Below are 16,130 nucleotides of genomic sequence, written 5' to 3' on the forward strand. Positions count from 1 at the left end.
CTCAGTCCGCGAGCGTCGCCATCAGGATGCCGAGGCGGCAGCCCTTCTCGTACTCGGTCAGGTTGACGTACTCCTTGATCGTGTGGATCTCGGCCTGGCCGGCGCCGATCGTGATCGTGGGCACGCCGTGCTTGTCGAGCCAGTTGGCGTCGAGGCCGCCATTGGAGAACAGGTAGTTCGGCTCGAGGCCGAGCATGCCCAGCGCCTTGGCGGCGCGCTTCACCACCGGCGCGTCCTTGGCGAGCTCGAAGGGCGGATAGGCCGGCTTGTGCGTGAATTTCACCTGCGCCGTCTCGCCGCCATCGTCCTTGACCTCGGCTTGAGCCTTAGCGAAGGCGTCCTTGAAGGCCTCGGCGATCCTCGTGGCGAAGGCGGCTTCGGGGCTGCGCGCCTCGCCGCGGATATAGGCGTAGTCTGTGACGACGTTGGTGGCGTCGCCGGCGGCGACCGTGCCGCCCTTGCCGCCGAAAATGCCGACATTGCTGGTGCCGCGGCCGTCCGGCTTGACGATCTTGCCGAACCAGCCTTCGCGGCGGGCCTCGGCGATGGCGATCGCGCCGACGAGGGTGGCCGAGATGCCCTTTTCCGGCGCGACGCCGGCATGGGAGGCCTTGCCGGTGATCTCGACTTCCCAGTTCTCCTGGCCGACGGCGCCGATCAGCAGCTCGGAGGCGAGCTGGCCGTCGACATTGATGCACATCGCTGCGCCGCCGAGGTCCTTCGGGTTCAGTTCGCGCGCGCCGTGCAGGCCGCTTTCCTCGCGCACCGTGAAGAGCAGCGTGATCGGCGGGTGCGGCAGCTTGTGCTTGATCAGGGTCTCCGCCAGCACGACCAGCAGGGCGACGCCGGTGCGGGCATCGCCGCCGAGCGCCGTGGTGCCGTCGGAGACGATGCGGTCGCCCTCGCGCTTCGGCTTGGCGCCGGCGCAGAGCGGAACGGTGTCGAGATGGGTCGAGAACAGCAAGCGCGGGCCGTCCTTGGTGCCGGGCAGGTCGACGATCAGGTTGCCGGTCTCGGTCGGCAGTGGGATGCGCTTGTTGGCGTCGTCGAAGCGGATGGCGGAGGCCGGCACGCCGACGGCCTTCAGCGCGTCGCTGACGGCGGCGGCGATGTTCGCCTCCTTGCCGGTGACGCCCTCGACCGAGAGGAAGCGCATCAGATGCGCGATCGCGGATTCGACGTCGAGGGGGATGGAGGGTGTTGTCATGATCTGCATCCGGTCGGGTTGGAGTGGCGACGGGGCGTCGGCGCGGTGGTCACAGCCCCCAGGGCAGGCCGAGCATCTTCCAGACGGCGAAGAGCGCGGTCCAGAGCACGAACATCCAGACGACATAGGGCAGCATCAGCGAGACGACGGTGCCGACGCCGGCGTTCCTGTCGTATTTCTGGACGAAGCCGACCACGAGGGCGAAATAGGCATTGAGCGGCGTGATCGCGTTCATGGGCGAGTCGCCGATGCGATAGGCCGCGAGCACCGCCTCCGGCTCGACGCCGAGCTTCATCAGCAAGGGCACGAAGACGGGGGCGAAGATCGCCCATTTTGCGATGGCGCCGGTCAGGAGGAGGTCGATGAGCGCCACGACCACGATGAAGCCGATCAGCAGCGGCAGGGCCCCGATATTGGCCGCCTGCAGCATGCCCGAAAGGCTCAGCGCCATCACCGTGCCGATATTGGTGTAGGTGAAATAGGCGACGAACTGGCTCAGCACGAAGAACAGGAAGATCGTGCCACCCATGCTCTTGATCGATTTCTCGATCGCCGCGATCACCTCGGTCAGCGTCTTCAGCGTGCCGGCGCCGATGCCATAGGCCCAGCCGGAGACCAGGAACATCAGCATGATCAGCGCGATCAGCCCGTTCATGAAAGGCGAGTTGCCGATCAGCTCGCCGGTCGTCGGGTTGCGCAGCGGTGCGCCGCTCGGGATCGTCAGCAGGCAGAAGACGGCGATCAGACCGAGGAGGCCGAGCCCGGCGAAGCGCAGGCCGCGCGATTCCGCCTCTGACAGCACGGCGCCCTGCTCGGTGACCGTGCCCTCGGCCGCCAGTTTCGGATCATAGGCGCCCAGCCGCGGGGCGATCATCCGGTCGGTGATGAAGGCGACGACGACGGTCAGGAACAGCACCGAGACGATCGAGAACCAGACATTGGAGGCGAGGCCGATCGTCCGGTTGGGGTCGACGAGGCGGGCGGCATCGTTGGTGAACTCGACCAGGACCGCGTCGAGCGGTTTGATCAGCATGTTGACGGTGAAGGCACCGGCGACCGCCGCGAAGCCGAGCGCCAGGCCGGCGACCGGATGGCGCCCGACGGCGAGATAGGCGATGCCCGCCAGCGGGATCAGCACGAGATAGCCGGCATCGGCGGCGATGCTGGCAAGGATGCCGACGAAGGCGAGGATGTAGGTCAGGGCCCATTGCGGGGAGACGATGACCAGCTTGCGGATCAGCGCTGTGACGAGTCCGGATTCCTCCGCCACGCCGGCGCCGATCATCGCGACGATCATCAGGCCCACGGCCGTGAAGCTCATGAAGTTCGGGATCAGCGACGAGTACATGAAGCGGATGCCGTCGATCGTCAGCAGGCTCTGGATCGCCGTGCTCGCCGTCTCGATCTTGTGCGTGTCGGGGTTGATCCGCTCGAAGGTGACGGCCGCGCCGAACAGGCCCAGCACGGCGGAGAGCGCGATGACGATGCCGATGAGGATCAGGAAGATCACGACCGGGTGGGGAACCATGTTTCCCACCTTCTCGACGGTGTCGAGGAACCTCTGCATGGTCGTCTTCGGCGCGGTGGTCGCAGTCGTCATCGCTTGTCCCCCTTGGGCCAAAGTCCTCGGCGCCATGCTTCCGGATGGCGCGTCGGGACCGCATGATCCATGCGCCGACAGGACCCCGAGCCTGGACCGCGACCTTAAATCCACGCGCGACGAGGGCATCGGCAGAGAATCCCAAAACCTGGACTTCCTGTCCCAAAGTTGAGCCCGCTGCTCCGGGCCGGGGCAGTCCGGCTTGCCGCTGGCGGAGCGGTTTTCTACGGTCTGCTCCCATGCGGGCGCCGCCTGACGGTGATGGACAGAAGCGAAGCGATGCGAGGTCGAGGCCAAGTTGGAGGCGGCGCGAGCCGGGCCGGAACCTGCCTTGCGGCGGGCGGCGCGCCGCGGGCAGACCGCGGCCTGCGGAATGGCCATGTCGCGCTTTCCTGGCTTTGCCTCCTCGTTCTCGCCATCGGCCTGGGCGCCTGTGCCTCGACGCCACGGGGACTGCTGAGACCCGTCGCCGCCGCTCCCGGCACCGACAGCGTCAACATGCTGGCGGCGACGACGCGCGCGCCTTCGCCCGATCCCGGGGTCCTCTATAGCGGCGAGCGGGGCGAGGGCGTTTCCTTCAGCAACATCGTCGTCTCGATCCCGCGCAATCGCGAGGTCGGCACGATCCAGCTGCCGCGATCGGTGCCGGGTGACCCGGCCACCGATTTCGTCGTCACCGCTTCGAAGCTGCTGCCGAAATCGGGGCTCGCCGAATGGTTCCGGTCGACCAGCGGGCGGGCGAAACGCGTCTTCGTCTTCGTCCACGGGTTCAACACGCCGTTCGACCGCGCCGTCTTCCGCTTCGCGCAGCTTGCGCATGATGCCGATGCCGACGCGGCGCCGGTGCTGTTCTCCTGGCCGTCGCGCGGCTATCTGCTCGACTACAGCCGCGATTTCGACAACGCCTCGTATTCGCGCTCGGACCTGGCGGATCTGCTGCGGGTGGCGGCTTCGAGCCCCTCGGTGCGGGAGATCGTGATCCTTGCCCATTCGATGGGGAGTTGGCCCGCGGTCGAGGCCGTCAGGCAGATCGCGCTCAAGGACGGTGGCGTTCCCAGGAAGATCAGCAATCTCGTTCTGGCGTCGCCGGATCTGGATGTCGGCGTCTTCCGCCGCCAGGTCGAGGATATGGGGCCGAAGCGGCCGCAGATCACGCTGTTCACGGCGCAGCATGATCGGGCGTTGCAGCTGTCCCGCTTCATCTCGCGCGGGGCGACGCGGCTCGGCGGCATCGACCCGACGCAGGAGGAATACCGCGCCCAGTTCGCCGGGCTGTCGGGCATCACCGTGATCGACCTCTCGGCGGTGAATGCCGGCGACAGGATCAATCACGATCTCTTCGCGGCGAGTCCCGACGCGGTCCGCCTGATCGGCGACAGGCTGCTCCAGGGGCAGGTGGTCACCGATTTCGACGTGCCTGTGCCTCTGGCGGCGGCAGGAGCGCTCGGTTCCGCGGCGACACTGCTGGTCACGGCCCCGATCAGGGTCTTCGATGCTGCTGCGACGCCGTAGGGTTGACGGGCTGCGTCAGGGGTGCCAACATTTGTATGGTAGTTTTAAACTTAAAATACTGCTTGGAAAATACTAATCATTTCATCTTTGATTGATCTCGATCAATTTCGGTTGAATTTGAGTTAGGGCAGAATTCAACACATTTCTTGATGATCACAGGATGATCGGAGTGTCCGATGCCGGCTTTCTCTCATGGCGGGATGAGGAAGGACGTCAGCGTATTTTCTGTGGCGCACTTCAATACAGCAAGTTTTCAGCCGAAAGATCAATTCGGCGCCTGGCGGTCTCTGCATCGGGATACGATCGAGCTTCTTCCGACGGATGAACTGGCGGCGGGGTTCGCCGCCGAATTCTCGTCATGGCGGCTGGGAGACCTCGTCCTGACGCATGTCAGCTATACCGGCGCGCCGGGCAGGCGTTGGCGGCACCGTCCGAAATCCTATCTGGACCATTGGTGCGTGGTGCTGGCGCGCACCGTCGCGGCCGATGGCAGGCCACGCGAGGAGCTGAGCTTCCGGTCCCTGGCATTGCCCTATGAGGGCCGGGCCCAGGACAGCGAGGTCATCACCCTGTATCTCCCGCGCGACCAGCGCCCCGCCGACGAGCAGCGCTTCGATTGCGTCCACGGCCTCGAGGTGAGCCAGGATTTCGCGCCGCTGCTGATCGGCTACATGGACGGGTTGGTGCGACGGCTGCCCCATGTCACGCCAGGGCATGCCGCGAGCCTGGAAATGCCGACCCGGGCGCTCGTCGCCGCCTGCATCATCCCGCAGCCGGTCTATCAGGAGGCGGCACGCTCGCCGCTGGGCTCGGTTCTCGTCGACAGGGCGCGCGTCGTGGTGCGACAGAACATGGCTTCGCCCGATTTCGGGCCCGACCGGCTGGCGCGTCTGCTGGCGGTGTCCCGTTCGAAGCTCTACCGGCTTTTCGAGAACAGCGGCGGCGTGGCCCATTTCATCAACCGGGAGCGCCTGCATGAGGCGCATCGCCGGCTGAACTGCGAGCGCGAGACGCTCTCCATCCATGCGATCGGAAACGAAGTCGGCTTCATCGACCACTCGACCTTCAGCCGGGCTTTCCGGCGCGAGTTCGGCTGCAGCCCGACCGAGGCGCGCGAGCGCGGACTCGCCCGGTCCTTTGCCGACGAATGGGGGGAGCCCCCTCCGGGCTGACCCGTGCGCCGTTCCTTGCTCCCGAAGGCCAGGCGTTCCGACGCCGCAAGCTCCGCCTGCTTGGCTCCGGGCGCCGGATGCCTCGCGGCAAGCGTTCCGAGTGGGCGGCTGTCGCTGCTCTATATCTTTCTGTTCTTCGAACTCGGGATCAATCTTCCCTTCTTCCCGCTCTGGCTGCAGGCGAAATCTCTCGACAGCAATGCGATCGGCGTCATCCTGGCCGCGCCGCTGCTGGCGCGGATCATGGCGAATCCCGCCGTCGGCGCGCTCGCCGACCGGAGCGGGCGCATCTCGGTGGTGCTCACGGTCTGCGCGGTTCTGGTCGCGGCCGGGACGGGCCTCCTGGGCGTGACGAGCGGCTTCTGGCCGATCCTTGCCGTGGTCATCGCCATCGCCCTGGCACAGGGCCCTCTGATCGCGCTGACCGACGCCATGACTCTCGGCCACTTGGCCGCCGTTCCGCGATCGGAGCTGGCCTATGGACGTATCCGGCTGTGGGGATCGCTCGGCTTCGCCCTCGCGAACCTGGCGGCCGGCTGGTCGCTCGAATGGTTCTCGACCGCCTCGATCATCCCGCTGCTGCTGATATCGTCCATTCTCACCGCCATGGCTGCCGCCAGTTGCATCGCTCCGGCCGCGAACGCTCCGCGGCATGGCGAACCGGGCGAGGCGACGCCGGGGCGTTCGCTGCTTCTCGCCTGCACGATCGCCGGCGCGGCGCTCGTGCAGGCGAGCCATGCGGCGTTCTACGGCTTCGGCACGCTGCGCTGGCAGGCCGCGGGCGTCCCGGGCGCCGCGATGGGAGGGCTCTGGGCTCTCGGGGTCCTGTCTGAGGTCGTCCTGTTCTCGTTCCTGGGTTACCGGATGAGAGGGGCGGTCGCTGCCGCCGGCCTGCTGGTCGCGGCGGCAGCGACCGCCGCGCTGCGCTGGGCGGCGATGGCGCAGGAGCCCGGGCTTGCCACGCTCGTCATCCTCCAGCTGACGCATGGGATGACGTTCGGCGCCACGCATCTCGCCAGCATCTTCCTGCTGGCGCGGCTTGCGCCCGACAGCATGCAGGCGCGCGCCCAGTCCTGGCTCGCCGGCTGCTGGGCCGGGGGCATGGCCGTGCTGACGACGCTTTGCGGTTGGCTCTACGAGGCGTGGGGCGAGCAGATCTACCTCGTCATGGCGGCCGTCGCCGCGATCGGGCTGTCGCTGCTGCTGCCGGTCGCCCTTGGCCTGCGTCGCGCCCCGGTGCGGGAACCGGTGAGCCTGACGTGACGCCGAGGCGGCCGCCCCAACAATGGGATGACCAGCCCAGAGATGGGATTCTGAGCTAATCCACGCTCCCCCTGCTGTTGCTAGCGTCGGGCCACCGTCACCAAGGCCCAGGCGGGGCGCAGGCGCGCTCGCGGAAGCCCGGTGCGGCAGCCGCCAGGGGAACAGTTCGATGCAGAGGCGAGGCTTATGGCGTCCGGACGCACCGATGCGGCGCCCGGAGGCTGCCAGGGAGCGGGCATGAGGCGCAGCGCGGCTCCATCGCGCCTCGGCTGCTTCGCGGCCGCGGCGGCCGTCGCGCTGGCCGTCGTCTCCTGCAGCCCGGAGGAGAAGGAAGCGCCGCCGGCGGTGCGCCTTGTCCGGACCGTGACCGTCGAGCCGCCGCGGCAGGCGCCCGATCTCGTCTTCACCGGCCATATCGAGGCGCAGGACCAGGCGGCATTGGCGTTCCGCATCGGCGGCCGCGTGGCGGAACGCCTGGTTGGCCTCGGCGCGAATGTCCGGGAGAGCGAGACCGTCGCCCGGCTCGATCCGGAAAACGAGCTCAACGACCTCCGTTCGGCTCAGGCTGCGCTGACCGCGGCCCAGGGCGATCTCCGCAAGGCGGAGAACCAGTTCCAGCGGCAGAGCCATCTGCTCGAGCGGCACATCACGACGCAGGCGGATTTCGAAAGCGCGAGGCAAGCGCGCACGGCCGCGCGCGCCCAGGTCGATGCCGCCCAGGCGCGGGTCCGCTCGGCAGAGGACATGGTCGCCTTCACGACGCTGAAGGCCGATGCGCCGGGCATCGTCACGCGCGTCGGGGCGGAACCGGCCGAGGTCGTCGCCGCCGGCCGGATGATCGTCCAACTGGCGCGCCGGGAGGGTCGCGATGCCGTCTTCGAGATACCGGCCGAGCTGGTCCGCCAGCTCAAGCCCGACATGCAGGTCCGGATCGCCCTGGCCGGGGAGGCGGGGGCGGAAGCGAGCGGCCGGGTGCGCGAGATCGCGCCGCAGGCGGACCCGGTGACCCGGACCTTCCGGATCAGGGTCGGTCTCACCGATCCGTCGCCAGCCTTCCGGCTCGGCGCCGCCGTCTCGGGCTCGATCCGCCCCGGCGGCGACGGCGCCATCGCCATCCCCGCCACGGCTCTCACACAGCGCGACCGGGGCCTTGGGGTCTGGGTGGTCGACCCCAAGAACTTCACCGTCTCGCTGCGCAAGCTCGAGGTTGCCGGCGCGGATCCGGCGGCGGCCAGGATCGCAAAGGGGCTGGAGATCGGCGACATCGTCGTCACCGCCGGAGCCGGGCTTCTGCAGGAAGGCCAGCGCGTGCGTCTGATCGGAGCGGAGGGGCGATGAGCTTCAACCTCTCGGAATGGGCGCTGAAAAGCCGCTCGGTCGTGATCTATCTCATGATCGTCGCGGTCGCGGCGGGCGTCTTCGCCTTCATCCGGCTCGGCCGCAACGAGGACCCGGCCTTCGTCATCAAGACGATGGTCGTCTCCGCGGTCTGGCCCGGCGCCAGCATGGAAGACACGCTGAGCCAGGTGACCGAGCGCCTCGAACGGCAGCTCGAGGAGACTCCCGGGCTCGACAGCGTGCGCAGCTACACCAAGCCCGGCGTGACGACGATCTTCGTCAATCTCAAGGGCGAGGTGCCCGGCCGCCTGGTCCAGGATACCTGGTACAGGGTGCGCAATCTCATCGCCGACATGCGGCACACGCTGCCGGCGGGTACGCTCGGCCCGTTCTTCAACGACCGCTTCGGCGACACCTTCGGCATCATCTACGGCTTCACCTCGGACGGCTTCACCAGCCGCGAGCTGCGCGACCATGTCGAGACCGTCCGCTCGCGGCTTTTGCTCGTACCGGACGTCTCGAAGATCGAGATCGTCGGCGCGCAGGACGAACGCATCTTCATCGAATTCTCGGTCAGGGAACTCGCCAATCTCGGGCTCGACCGCGCCGGGCTGCTGGCGGCGCTGCAGGCTCAGAACGTGGTGCGGCCGGCGGGCGAGGTGCAGACGCAGGAGGAGAAGTTCTCGGTGCGCGTCTCCGGCGCCTTCCAGTCGGAAGCCGACCTGCTGAGCATCAACTTCCCGGTCGGCGACCGGATGGTCCGCCTTGCCGACATCGCGACGGTACGGCGCGGCCAGGTCGACCCGCCGACGCCGATGTTCCGCGTCAACGGGCGCGAGGCGATCGGGCTCGGCATCGCCATGCGCGAGGGCGGCGACATCCTGGCGCTGGGCACCAACATCAAGAAGGCGATGGCCGAGGTCACGGCCGGCCTGCCGCTCGGCATAGAGCCCTATCTCGTCGCGGACCAGGCGGTGACGGTCTCGCATGCGATCGACGACTTCATGACCTCGCTCTGGCAGGCGGTCGGCATCATTCTCGTGGTCAGCTTCATCAGCCTGGGCGTGCGGCCGGGCCTCGTCGTCGCGCTCGCCATCCCGCTGACGCTCGCCATCGTCTTCGCCTGCATGCTGGTCGCCGGCATTGACATGCAGCGCATCTCGCTCGGCGCCCTGATCATCGCGCTGGCGCTGCTCGTCGACGACGCGATGACCACCACCGACGCGATGGTCACGCGGCTCGCCGCCGGCGAAGAGAAGATGAAGGCGGCGACCTTCGCCTTCGAGAAATACGCCACCGCGATGCTGGCGGGCACGCTGGTGACGATCGCGGGCTTCGTGCCGATCGGCTTCGCCGCGAGTTCGGCCGGCGAATACACCTTCTCGCTCTTCGCGGTGGTGACGATCGCGCTCGTCGTTTCCTGGTTCGTCGCCGTGCTCTTCGCGCCGGTGCTCGGCGTCGCCATGCTGAAGGCGCCGGACGCCTCGGCGCAGAACAAGGAACCGGGGCGGGTCGAGCGCGGTTTCCGTTCGTTCCTGTCGCGGGCCATCAGGCTGCGCTGGGTGACGATCGCGGTGACGCTCGCCCTGTTCGCAGCCTCCATCCTGGCGCTGCCGCTGGTGCCGCGGCAGTTCTTCCCGGCCTCGGACCGGCCGGAGCTGCTCGTCGACCTGACCTTGCCGCAGAATGCTTCGATCTATGCGAGCGAGGATCTGGTCAACCGCTTCGAGGCGTCACTGAAGGGCGACCCCGATGTGGAGCGCTGGAGCACCTATATCGGGCGCGGCGCGATCCGCTTCTACCTGCCGCTGAACGCGCAGCTGCCGAACGACTTCTTCAGCCAGGCGGTGATCGTCGCCAAGGACGTGCCGGCGCGCGAACGGCTGCAGAAGAAGCTCGAGGCGCTGCTTGCCAAGGACTTCCCCAATGTGGTCGGGCGTGTCTCGCCGCTCGAGCTCGGCCCGCCTGTCGGCTGGCCCGTGCAGTATCGTGTCAGCGGCCCGGACATCGTCGAGGTTCGCGGCATCGCCATGCAGCTCGCGCAGGTCATCGCGGGCAATCCCAAGGCCCGGCAGATCAATTTCGACTGGATCGAGCCGGCCCGCGAGCTGCGCCTGCGCGTCGACCAGGACGAGGCGCGCCGGCTCGGCCTCAGCTCCGCGGCCGTCGCCGCGATCGTCAACACGGTGGTCTCCGGCACGGTCGTGACGCAGGTGCGCGACTCGATCTATCTGGTCGACGTCGTGGTGCGGGCACAGGATACTGAGCGCGCTTCGCTCGACACGCTGCGCAGCATGCAGGTGGCGCTGCCGAGCGGCCGCTCCGTGCCGGTGTCGCAATTCGTCAGCTTCAGCTACGGACTCGACGCGCCGCTGATCTGGCGCCGCGACCGCGTGCCCAATCTCACCGTCTCGGCCGACGTGCCGCCGGGCGTCCTGCCCGATGCCGTCGTCGGCGCGCTGCAGCCTTCGGTGGAGGCGCTCCGCAAGGCGCTGCCCGCCGGCTACGACATCACGGTCGGCGGCACGGTCGAGGAAAGCGCGAAGTCGCAGGCCTCGGTCATCGCCGTGGTGCCGGTGATGCTGCTGATCATGTTCACGGTGCTGATGGCGCAGCTCAGAAGCTTCAGGCTCTTCGCCATCGTGCTCAGCATCGCGCCGCTTGGGCTGATCGGCGTCGTCGGCGCGCTGCTCATCTCCGGCAAGCCGCTCGGCTTCGTGGCGCTGCTCGGCATCCTCGCGCTGATCGGCATCATCACCAAGAACGCGGTGATCCTGGTCGGGCAGATCGAGGACGAGCGGGCAGCCGGCAAGAGCGTGGTCGAAGCGGCGGTCGATGCCGCGGGCACGCGTTTCCGGCCGATCGTGCTGACGGCGATCTCGACCGTGCTCGGCATGATCCCGATCGCGCCGACCGTGTTCTGGGGGCCGATGGCCTTCGCGATCATGGGCGGCCTGCTGGTCGCGACGGTGCTGACCCTCGTCCTCCTCCCCGTCCTCTACGTCGCCGTCTTCGGTGCTGCGTCCGCACAGGGCAAGGCGAAGCGGACGGCCAGCGCGGGAGCCTCCCTGTGATGAGCGCGATCTCGACGTGGCGCATTCCGATGAGCTGGCCGGGGCGGGCGGCCGCGATGGCGCTGCTCGCGACGCTGCTCGCCGCCTGCGGCAGCGAGCAGCCTCCGCAGGCGGAGGGGCGCCCGGTCGGCGTCGTCACGGTCGAGGCCGGGCAGTTCTCCGACGACATCCAGCTCAGCGGCGAGATCCAGGCGAAGAAGGATGTCGGGCTCGCCTTCCGCATCGGCGGGCGCGTCCTCGAGCGCCCGGTCAATGTCGGCGACAGGGTGAAGGCGGGCCAGGTCATCGCGCGGCTCGAACCCGCGCTGGAGCAGAACGCGCTGGCTGCGGCCCAGGCGGCGCTCACGGCGGCGCGCGGCGAGGTCGGCACGGCGCGCAACAGCTTCGAGCGCCAGGAGCGTCTGATGGCGCAGGGCTTCACCACCCGGCCGCGCTTCGACCAGGCGCTGCGGGCGCAGGAAACCGCACAGGCCCAGCTGGAAAACGCCGAGGCGCAGCTCGAACTGGCCCGGGACCGTCTCGGCTTCACGGAGCTGCGCACGGATGTCGCCGGGGTGGTTACGGAGCGGCGGATCGAGCCCGGCGAGGTGGTGCAGCCGGGCCAGGTCGTCGTCCAGATCGCCCGCGACGACGGCCGCGACGCGGTGTTCAACGTGCCGGCTGCGGTGCTCGACAACCATCTCGCCGATGCGCGTATCCGCGTCGTGCTGGCGGATGCGCGCGAGGTGAGCGCGCAGGGCACGGTGCGCGAGGTGGCGCCGCAGGCCGATCCGGTGACCCGGACCTTCGAGGTCAGGGTCGGTTTGCAGGATCCACCGGAGGCGATGCGGCTCGGCTCGACGGTCATCGGCCGGATCGAGCTGACGACGGCCGCGATCGTCGCGATCCCGGCGAGCGCGCTGACGCAGCAGGGCCGCGCGCCCGCCGTGTGGATCGTCGATCCCGACAAATCGACCGTCTCCCTGCGCAGCGTCGACGTGCTGCGCTTCGATCCCGGCAAGGTCATCCTGAGCCAGGGGCTGGAGCCCGGCGAAATCATCGTCTCGGCCGGTATCCAGGCCCTGCATCCGGGCCAGCGCGTCACGCGCCTGCCGGAACGGCGGCCTTCTCCCCGTCGGCAGGCCGCCGCGTCGGCCCTGCCGCCGTGACCAGGGCGATGGAAGCAGGTGCTGATGCCGCGCGGAGGCATCCCGAAGCGCGGCAAACCGACAGGGTGTTGCCTTGGCAGGGGGCATCGATGGAAATCATTCCGGCAGCCGGAGAGGCGGAGAAACTCGGGACCGAGCTGCTCGTCCTCGGGATCTTCCGTGACGGTCCGCTGACCGGGTCGGCACGGGCCGTGAACGACCGTTCCGCCGGGCGGCTCGCCGCCGCGATCGGCCAGGCCGGCTTCGGCGACAGGGTCGGCGCGGCGCGGCTGATCGGTCCGCTGCCCGGCATCGCCGCCCAGCGAATGCTGCTGGTCGGCCTCGGCCGTGCCGAAGCCTTTTCGGAACGCGCCTATCGCCAGGCACTTGCGGCCGTCGCCGAGCGCCTCGGCGAGGATCCGGCGGCGGAGATCGTCGTGACGCTGGCGGAGAGCGAGGTTCCCCACCGGACGCTCAGCTGGCGGATGCAGCAGGCCGGGCGGATCCTTTCCGATGGCCGCCGCGACCCCGCGCCACCCGGCAGCGCGACGCGCAAGGAGCGGCGCAGCATCATGCTGCTCGTGCCGCAGGCGCTGACATCCGAGCTCGTCGCCGCGCTGCGCCAGGGGGTCGCGATCGGGGAGGGCGTCTCCTGCGCCCGGGAGCTCGAAAGCCTGTCTCCCGAGCTGTGCACGCCGGCCTTCGTCGCGCGGACGGCGGAGGCGATGGCGAGCCGCTTCGGCTTCGATATCGAGATCCTGGGCTCGCGCGCGCTCGAGGCCTACGGGCTCGCCGCCTTTCTCGCCTGCGAAGAGGCCGCGGCCGGCGCCTGCAAGCTGATCAAGCTGCGGGGCGAGCGCAGGGCGAAGGGCCGGCCGATCGTCCTGATCGGGGAGGGCATGGCCGTTCGTGACACGCTGACCCGGTCGGGAGCGAGCGCCGGAGGTGTCGCGATCCGCGACCTGCGCGGCATTGGCAGCGTGCTCGGTGCGATGCGGACGGTCGAGCGTCTCGGCCTCGCCCTGAACGTCGTCGGCCTCATCCTCATCGGCCAGCGCGAATTCCCGCTCGATCTGCGACGGCGACCGGCCGGCCGGCGGAGCCTGCCCGGGGTTTCGCTGCTGGGCGACGTGCTTTGCTATGCTGCGCATCTGTCGCCGAGTTGCGTCATCGACGTCGTGGCGCCGAGCCAAGCTCGCCTCGCCGCGCTCGGCGGCCATGTCAGCGGCCTGTTCGCCAATGACGAGGCCCTGGCGTCGGAGCTCCTGGCGTGCGGCGGGGCCTCCGGCGACCGCGTCTGGCGGCTCCCGCTCTGGGAGGAAGATCCGCCTTCCCATGCGCTGCCCGACGGCGAGCCCGATCCGCCGGACGACCCGCCGGACGCGATTGCCGCTGCCTCCCGCCTGGCCCGCTTCGCGACGGCCTATCCCTGGGCGCATCTGGACATTTCCGGGAGCGTCGCATCCGCCGGCCGCCGGTACAGCGCGACGGGGCGGCCGGTTCCGCTGCTCGCCGAATTCCTGATCGGCCGGGCGAGGGCGATGCCGGATCGGCCGATCTTTTCCCACTATCCAAGAACGGAGCTGCACTCATGAGCGATCTCGTCTTCATTGGCTTTCCGACGGAGCAGAAGGCCGAAGAGGTCCGGCAGAAGGTCCTCTCGCTTCAGCGCGAATATCTGATCGAGCTCGGCGACGCCGTCGTCGTCGTCAAGGACGACAAGGGCCAGGTCAAACTCAACCAGATGATCAATCTCACGGCCACGGGCGCCGCCTCCGGAGCGCTCTGGGGCACGCTGATCGGCTTCATCTTCCTGGCGCCGCTGGTCGGGACGGCGATCGGCGCGGCATCCGGCGCGCTCGGCGGCCGCTTCAGCGACATCGGCATCAACGACCAGTTCATGAAGGACGCCGCCGCTGCGCTGCAGCCGAACACGGCGGGCCTGTTCCTGCTGATCCGCAAGATGACGACGGACAAGGTCCTCGCCGATCTCAAGGGCAGCGGCGGCACGTTGATCAAGACGTCCTTCGACGAGACCAAGGAGGCGCAGCTGCGCGAGGCCCTCTCCGCCGTGGCGAGCGCGCAAGCGCCGGCGACGTGAGCCTGGACTGGAGCCTGGGGGCGGAGGCGGCCGCCTGGGCGGCCTCGGTCGCGCGCCTCGACGATTTCCGGCCGCTGCTTCCGGCGGAGGAAGAGATCGTCGCCAGGCTCCAGTCCGGCAATTTCGACAGGCTGGGGGATGGCGTCCTCCCCGCGGAGCCGGATCCGGCCCGGCTGGTGCGGGCAACCTTCCTGCGCTTCCTCATCCTCGGTGGCGAAGCCGGCTACCGGCCGCATGAGAAGGGCGTCCTGGTCCGCGGCGCCTGGATCTCGGAGGTGCTCGACCTCGAAGCCTGTCGCGTCTTCCGCGACATCGGCCTGAAGGATTGCCATTTCGAGGCGACGCCGATCCTGCGCGCGGCCATCATCAACCGGCTCTTCCTCGACGGTTCGCGGCTCCCCGGACTGCAGGCGGAGCGGCTCGAGGCGCGGGGCGGCATCTATCTGCGCGGCGCGGAGGTCGAGGGTGCGATTCATCTCGACCAGGCCCGCCTCGGCGGCAATCTCGAATGCGACGGTGCGGCGATCCGCAACCGCGGCGGCTATGCCCTGCTGGGCCGGAGCCTGGAGGTCCGCAACGTGCTGTTGCGTGGCGCCACGCTGCGCGGCGGGGCCAACCTGTCCGGTGCCGTTCTGGCGGCCGATCTCGACGCTGCGGGGGCGACCATTCCGGCTTTCGAGGGCATGGCCCTCGACGCCGGCGAGCTCGCCTGCCATGGCAGCGTCGTCTTGCGGAACGCGGTCGTCACCGGCGAGGTGCGGCTGACCGGATCCAGGGTCGACGGCGATCTCGACTGCTCCGGCACCGCCGTCGACAATGCGGGCGGGGCCGCGATCGAGGCGAGCCGGGCTATCGTCAAAGGCGCGTTCTTCCTGCGCGGAAAAGCACGGCTGGAAGGCACGCTGGCGCTCACTGGCGCTTCTCTCGGCACGATCCACGACGAAGCCGCCTGTTGGCCCAAGCCTGGCGAGCTGCTGCTCAATCGCTGCCGCTACGGCGCCTTCATCGACGGCCCCGTCGATGCCGAGAGCCGCCTCGACTGGCTGGCGCGCCAGACGCCCGAGCGTTGGGGCGAGGATTTCTGGCCGCAGCCCTATGAGCAGCTCGCCGCCGTCTTCCGCGAGATGGGGCATGGTGAGGACGCCAGCTCCGTGCTCGTGATCAAGGAGCGGCTGCAGCGCCGGGCGCGGCGGGCGCGGACGGAAAACCCGGTATGGCGGGCCCTGCTCACCGTCGCCGACGGCATTCTCGGCGTCACGCTGGGCTATGGCCGCCGGCCGCTCTTCGCCCTGGTCTGGCTCACCTTCTTCTGGCTCGCGGGCGTCGCGACCTTTGCCTATGCCGAGCGCCAGGGCGCGATCATGCCCAACAGTGCGGTCGTGCTGCGGGCGCCCGAATGGACCCTGTGCGGCATCGCGCAGGGCGAGCAGCGCTCGCTCGTCGCCACGGGGCCGTCGCAGGGCCTGGCGGCGCCGGGCCAGAACCAGCTCGCCTGCTTCCGCCAGCGTTGGGAGGCGTCGAGCTATCCGGCCTTCAGCCCGTGGATGTATTCGCTCGACACGCTGCTGCCGGTGCTGGACATGGGCCAGCGCAGCTTCTGGCGGCCCAACCCGACCAAGCCGGGCGGTCGCATCGCGATCAACTATTTCTATTTCCAGTCGGTGGTCGGCTGGGCCTTGAGCCTGCTTGCGGTCGCGGGCTTCTCGGGGCTGGTGAAGTCGTCATGACGCCGCCGG

Annotated in this window: 11 protein-coding genes; 9 read left to right on the forward strand and 2 right to left on the reverse strand. The window is 69.0% G+C overall.

Annotated features, from left to right (window positions below):
• Window position 1 precedes the first annotated feature (1 nt).
• Both B5Y19_RS04795 and B5Y19_RS04800 read right to left on the reverse strand, forming a co-directional pair.
• Window positions 2-1,207, reverse strand: a complete 1,206-nt coding sequence (locus tag B5Y19_RS04795; RefSeq protein WP_176168561.1) for a M20/M25/M40 family metallo-hydrolase — start codon at window positions 1,205-1,207, stop codon at window positions 2-4.
• Between the two features lie 49 nt (window positions 1,208-1,256).
• Entirely contained in the window at window positions 1,257-2,807 is a 1,551-nt protein-coding gene (locus B5Y19_RS04800) for an AbgT family transporter (protein WP_055730459.1), read from the reverse strand.
• A gap of 279 nt (window positions 2,808-3,086) precedes the next feature.
• Between B5Y19_RS04800 and B5Y19_RS04805 the strand changes: the two genes are divergently transcribed.
• The 9 genes from B5Y19_RS04805 (at window position 3,087) to B5Y19_RS04845 (ending at window position 16,121) form a co-directional block, all read left to right on the forward strand.
• On the forward strand, window positions 3,087-4,319 hold the full coding sequence (locus B5Y19_RS04805) for an alpha/beta hydrolase (protein ID WP_079591156.1): 1,233 nt from the start codon (window positions 3,087-3,089) through the stop codon (window positions 4,317-4,319).
• 176 nt (window positions 4,320-4,495) lie between these two features.
• Window positions 4,496-5,491 (forward strand): helix-turn-helix transcriptional regulator, encoded by a 996-nt coding sequence (locus tag B5Y19_RS04810; protein WP_079591157.1) that lies wholly within the window; start codon window positions 4,496-4,498, stop codon window positions 5,489-5,491.
• 60 nt (window positions 5,492-5,551) lie between these two features.
• Complete coding sequence (locus B5Y19_RS04815) at window positions 5,552-6,754, forward strand: MFS transporter (RefSeq protein ID WP_055730457.1); 1,203 nt, start codon at window positions 5,552-5,554, stop codon at window positions 6,752-6,754.
• Window positions 6,755-6,991: 237 nt separating this feature from the next.
• Window positions 6,992-8,092, forward strand: a complete 1,101-nt coding sequence (locus B5Y19_RS04820) for an efflux RND transporter periplasmic adaptor subunit (RefSeq protein WP_079591159.1) — start codon at window positions 6,992-6,994, stop codon at window positions 8,090-8,092.
• Complete coding sequence (locus B5Y19_RS04825; protein WP_055730456.1) at window positions 8,089-11,166, forward strand: efflux RND transporter permease subunit; 3,078 nt, start codon at window positions 8,089-8,091, stop codon at window positions 11,164-11,166. The genes B5Y19_RS04820 and B5Y19_RS04825 overlap by 4 nt, the downstream gene beginning before the upstream one ends.
• Window positions 11,166-12,314, forward strand: a complete 1,149-nt coding sequence (locus B5Y19_RS04830) for an efflux RND transporter periplasmic adaptor subunit (RefSeq protein ID WP_079591160.1) — start codon at window positions 11,166-11,168, stop codon at window positions 12,312-12,314. The genes B5Y19_RS04825 and B5Y19_RS04830 overlap by 1 nt, the downstream gene beginning before the upstream one ends.
• A gap of 89 nt (window positions 12,315-12,403) precedes the next feature.
• Window positions 12,404-13,888: a M17 family peptidase N-terminal domain-containing protein gene (locus tag B5Y19_RS04835; RefSeq protein ID WP_055730455.1), complete on the forward strand. Its 1,485-nt coding sequence runs from the start codon at window positions 12,404-12,406 to the stop codon at window positions 13,886-13,888.
• A complete protein-coding gene (locus B5Y19_RS04840) occupies window positions 13,885-14,394 on the forward strand; it encodes a DUF1269 domain-containing protein (protein WP_055730454.1) in 510 nt (169 codons plus the stop codon). Before B5Y19_RS04835 ends, B5Y19_RS04840 begins: the two co-directional genes overlap by 4 nt.
• The gene (locus tag B5Y19_RS04845) at window positions 14,391-16,121 is read left to right on the forward strand and encodes a hypothetical protein (RefSeq protein WP_055730453.1); all 1,731 of its coding nucleotides are present in this window, start codon (window positions 14,391-14,393) and stop codon (window positions 16,119-16,121) included. The genes B5Y19_RS04840 and B5Y19_RS04845 overlap by 4 nt, the downstream gene beginning before the upstream one ends.
• Window positions 16,122-16,130: the final 9 nt, after the last annotated feature.

This window comes from Allobosea thiooxidans, from assembly GCF_900168195.1.
GTDB classification, from domain to species: domain Bacteria; phylum Pseudomonadota; class Alphaproteobacteria; order Rhizobiales; family Beijerinckiaceae; genus Allobosea; species Allobosea thiooxidans.

Bases quoted from the DNA above. Each gene is read 5' to 3' on its own strand.
- B5Y19_RS04795 (WP_176168561.1), bottom strand. From the start codon at position 1,207: ATGACAACACCCTCCATCCCCCTCGACGTCGAATCCGCGATCGCGCAT.
- B5Y19_RS04800 (WP_055730459.1), bottom strand. From the start codon at position 2,807: ATGACGACTGCGACCACCGCGCCGAAGACGACCATGCAGAGGTTCCTC.
- B5Y19_RS04805 (WP_079591156.1), top strand. From the start codon at position 3,087: ATGCGAGGTCGAGGCCAAGTTGGAGGCGGCGCGAGCCGGGCCGGAACC.
- B5Y19_RS04810 (WP_079591157.1), top strand. From the start codon at position 4,496: ATGCCGGCTTTCTCTCATGGCGGGATGAGGAAGGACGTCAGCGTATTT.
- B5Y19_RS04820 (WP_079591159.1), top strand. From the start codon at position 6,992: ATGAGGCGCAGCGCGGCTCCATCGCGCCTCGGCTGCTTCGCGGCCGCG.
- B5Y19_RS04825 (WP_055730456.1), top strand. From the start codon at position 8,089: ATGAGCTTCAACCTCTCGGAATGGGCGCTGAAAAGCCGCTCGGTCGTG.
- B5Y19_RS04830 (WP_079591160.1), top strand. From the start codon at position 11,166: ATGAGCGCGATCTCGACGTGGCGCATTCCGATGAGCTGGCCGGGGCGG.
- B5Y19_RS04835 (WP_055730455.1), top strand. From the start codon at position 12,404: ATGGAAATCATTCCGGCAGCCGGAGAGGCGGAGAAACTCGGGACCGAG.
- B5Y19_RS04840 (WP_055730454.1), top strand. From the start codon at position 13,885: ATGAGCGATCTCGTCTTCATTGGCTTTCCGACGGAGCAGAAGGCCGAA.